The sequence below is a fragment of the Variovorax sp. P1_H12_2 genome (assembly GCF_056405335.1).
Genome location: NZ_JBFUCI010000541.1, coordinates 1 through 3,633, shown reverse-complemented (window position 1 = coordinate 3,633; position 3,633 = coordinate 1). Strand labels below are relative to the sequence as shown.

At 67.1% G+C, this 3,633-nt stretch carries 4 protein-coding genes and 1 pseudogene; all 5 read right to left on the bottom strand.

The window, feature by feature from the left end; translation table 11 throughout:
- On the bottom strand, positions 1 to 264 hold a 264-nt coding region (locus tag AC1D2K_RS31905), incomplete at its 3' end, for a tripartite tricarboxylate transporter permease (protein ID WP_478094097.1).
- A gap of 10 nt (positions 265 to 274) precedes the next feature.
- Complete coding sequence (locus AC1D2K_RS31900) at positions 275 to 763, bottom strand: tripartite tricarboxylate transporter TctB family protein (RefSeq protein ID WP_478094095.1); 489 nt, start codon at positions 761 to 763, stop codon at positions 275 to 277.
- A gap of 104 nt (positions 764 to 867) precedes the next feature.
- Positions 868 to 2,655: a type IV pilus assembly ATPase TfpB gene (gene tfpB / locus AC1D2K_RS31895; RefSeq protein WP_478094093.1), complete on the bottom strand. Its 1,788-nt coding sequence runs from the start codon at positions 2,653 to 2,655 to the stop codon at positions 868 to 870.
- A 7-nt stretch (positions 2,656 to 2,662) separates the two neighbouring features.
- Positions 2,663 to 3,406: a class I SAM-dependent methyltransferase gene (locus AC1D2K_RS31890; protein WP_478094091.1), complete on the bottom strand. Its 744-nt coding sequence runs from the start codon at positions 3,404 to 3,406 to the stop codon at positions 2,663 to 2,665.
- Positions 3,403 to 3,633: pseudogene (locus AC1D2K_RS31885) on the bottom strand (DNA-deoxyinosine glycosylase); the annotation flags it as partial. The pseudogene AC1D2K_RS31885 and the gene AC1D2K_RS31890, both read right to left, overlap by 4 nt.

The following is a 3,633-nucleotide window of genomic DNA, read 5'->3' as shown; positions in this document are numbered from 1 at the left end:
CGATTCGCCCGGCAGGTTGACCAGGATGGCGGTGGTGGAGCCGCCGTACTGGGCGCCGTAGTAGATGCCGGCCAGCATGATGAGGGCCGACACCGGCGGCAGCGCGTAGGTCGCGGGCAGCAGCATCGCGATGGTGGCGACCGGGCCGATGCCCGGCAGCACGCCGATCAGGGTGCCCAGGATGCAGCCGACCAGGCAGTACAGCAGGTTGGTGAAGGTGAACGCGACACCGAAGCCAAGGGAAAGGTTGTTGAGAAGTTCCATTTGCCAGTCCTCAGCCCGTGATGAAGGTGGGCCACACCTGGATTTGCAGCTTGAGCGCCCAGATGAAGGCGATGTAGCTGCCGACAGCCAGCACCGTGGCGAGGATCAGCACCTTGGGCAGGTTGAATTCGCTGCCCGCAAGACTGGAGATCAGGACCAGCGCATAGATCGCGATGATCATGCCCATGGCGGGTACGCCGAGGCTCGGCAGGCCGCCCAGCAGCACGCCGAAGGCCAGGTTGGCACCGAGGATGTAGAGCACCTGCTTCCAGGCCCACTTGCCGATCTTCTCGCCGTCCTCGGTCTCGACCGTGAGGCCGGTGAACATGATCACGAGGCCGATGACGGCCATCAGGATGCCGAGCATCAGCGGGAAGTAGCCCGGGCCCATGCGGGCGCCGTTGCCGACGTTGTAGGTTGTCGCCCCCCAGGCGAAAGCGACCCCCACGACGGCGAACATCACCCCCGAGAAGAAGTCTTTCTGACTCTTGATTTTCACGAACAGTCTCCACGAAAAAACTCGATCGGAGATTGTGTGGTCAGGCTGAAGTCAGCTCGATGTGGATTCCACCTACCGGCTCTTCAGGGTTATCCCTGCTTGCCTCATTCCAGTGGGGGGGTGGCGCTGAGCACTTCCTCGATGGTGGTCACACCCTCCGCGACCCGCAGCGCGCCGGCCAGGCGCAACGGCCGCATGCCGTCGACCACCGCCTGGCGCCGCAGCCCGACCGCGTTCGGCTCCTTCGTGACCAGGGCCTTGAATTCCTCGCTGATGCTCAGGAGCTCGTACAGCCCCATGCGCCCCATGTAGCCCGTCATGCGGCAGTCGACGCAGCCGACCGGCTTGTAGGCGCGCACCGAGCCGCTGATCTGCCACGGCTTGACGAACTCGGCCAGCTTCTCGCGCGTCACCGACTCGTCCGGCTGCTTGCAATGCGGGCACAGCGTGCGCACCAGGCGCTGGGCCAGCACGCCGAGCATCACCGCGTTGATCAGGTAGGACGGCACGCCGAGCTCCATCAGCCGGGTGATCGCGCTCGGCGCGTCGTTGGTGTGCAGGGTGCTGAAGACCAGGTGGCCGGTGAGCGCCGCCTGGACCGCCATCTCGGCGGTGGCGAGGTCGCGGATCTCGCCGACCATGATGATGTCCGGGTCCTGCCGCATCAGTGCGCGCAGGCCTTCGGTGAAGCCGAAATCGATCTGTGCCTGCACCTGCGTCTGGTTGAAGGAGGGCTCGATCATCTCGATCGGGTCCTCCACCGTGCTGACGTTGACCTGCTCGGTCGCGACGCGCTTGAGCGTCGAGTAGAGGGTGGTGGTCTTGCCCGAGCCGGTCGGGCCGGTCACCAGGATGATGCCGTGCGGCCGGGTCACGAGCTTCTCCCAGCGCTGCGCGTCGTGCGGGGTGAAGCCGAGCGCGTCGAGGTCCTTGACCGCCGTGTCGGGGTCGAAGATCCGCATCACCATCTTCTCGCCGAAAGCGGTCGGCAGCGTCGACAGGCGCATCTCGACCTCGTCGCCGCGCAGGTTGCGGGTCTTGATGCGGCCATCGAGCGGACGCCGCTTCTCGACCACGTCCATCCGCCCGAGCAGCTTGATGCGCGCGACCATCGCGTTCATCACGCCCATCGGCATCTGGTAGGCCGGATGCAGCACGCCGTCGATACGAAAGCGGATCATGCCCTGGTCGCGCCGCGGCTCCAGGTGGATGTCGCTGGCGCGCTGGTCGAAGGCGTACTGCCACAGCCAGTCGACCACCTGCACCACGCTCTGGTCGTTGGCGTCGAGCTGCTTGTTGCTCTTGCCGAGCTCGACCAGTTGCTCGAAGCTCGCGCCGCCGGCGTTGCCGCCGGCCTTCTGCGCCGCCCGCACCGACTTGGCCAGCGCAAAGAACTCGGCCGTGTAGCGCTGGATGTCGGTCGGGTTGGCGACCACCCGGCGCACCGTGCGGCGCGACTGGCGCTCGACTTCGGCGATCCAGTCGGTCAGGAAGGGCTCGGCGGTGGCCACCACCAGCTCGCTGGGCGTCACCTGCACCGGCAGCACCTTGTGCCGCTCGGCATAGGCCGCGCTCATGGTGTCGGCGACCTTGCCCACATCGACCTTGAGCGGGTCGATCCGCAGGTACGAGAGGCCGGCGCGGCCGGCCAGCCACTGGGCCAGCATTTCGAGATCGAGCGGCTTGCCGTCGCTCTCGCGGACCATCGCGACATTGGCCAGGCGTACCAGCGGCGCCTGGCGGCTCTCGGCCTGGGCGCAGCGCGCCTGCGTGCGCTTGGCCTCGACCGGCGAGATCACGCCATCCTGGGCCAGCCATTCGATCAGGTGGCGCAGGACCAGCGGGCCCTCGTGGCGCGAGGCGGCGGTGGCGGCGGGGGTGACGGCGCTCATGGGCAGTTCAGCTCTGGGGTTTGAAAACCCGCAGCCACTTCGGCGCGGGCAGGCCCCAGCGAGTCTGGATGCTTTGGGCGCGCTCGGCAAGAAGGGGCCGCTTGGGGCGGGTGGCTTCGCGCTGGGCCAGCACCACGGTGTTGCCCTCGCGCGTCGGCTTGAAGGCCCAGACCGCCTCGGCGCCGAAGGCCGCGGTGATCTTCTCGAGGCTGTGCTCGTAGCTCGACGAGCGGCCGAACAGATTGACGGTCATGGCGCCGTCTTCGGTCAGCAAGGCGCGGCAGTCGGCGTAGAAGGCTTCGCTGTCGAGCACCGGCGCGGCCGCCTCGTGGTCGTACAGGTCGACCTGCAGCGCATCGACCGTCCCCAGCCAGCGCGGCTTGCGGATCTCGGCGGCGGCATCGGCGATCACGATCTCGAGCTTGGTGTCGTCAGCCGGCAGCTTGAACCAGCCGCGGCAGGCGGCCACGACCTGCGGATTGAGCTCGATCGCCGTGGTGCGCATGCGCAGCGTCTTGCGGCAGAACTTGGTCAGGCTGGCCGCGCCCAGGCCGAGCTGCATCGCATGCCGTTTGCCGACGCCGGCGGGATCGACGAACAGCAGCCAGGCCATCATGCGCTGGACGTATTCGAGCTCGATCTCGAAGGGCGCATCGAGCTTCATCGAACCCTGCACCCATTCGGTGCCGAGGTGCAGATAGCGCACGTCGCCCCAATCGGAAAAATTGACTTCGGGAAGGGAGACTTTCATGGAATGACCAAATACCTTTCAAACACCTCGCGCCACGCCTGCACCTTGCGCTCGAGGCTCCAGGAGGCGTTGGCAGGACTCGACGAGGGCAACCGATGGACCGGGACGCCAAGCGCCCGCGTGTGCCGCGCATGCCGGAAACTTTCGCCGCCGTTGTGCGCGATGGCCGCGAGCCGGGGCAGGCGCAGGCTCGCGATATCGTTCGCCACAGCCTCGCGGATCGCCGA

Coding starts and splice junctions, on each gene's coding strand:
- tfpB (WP_478094093.1), bottom strand. CDS start 2,655: ATGAGCGCCGTCACCCCCGCCGCCACCGCCGCCTCGCGCCACGAGGGC.
- AC1D2K_RS31890 (WP_478094091.1), bottom strand. CDS start 3,406: ATGAAAGTCTCCCTTCCCGAAGTCAATTTTTCCGATTGGGGCGACGTG.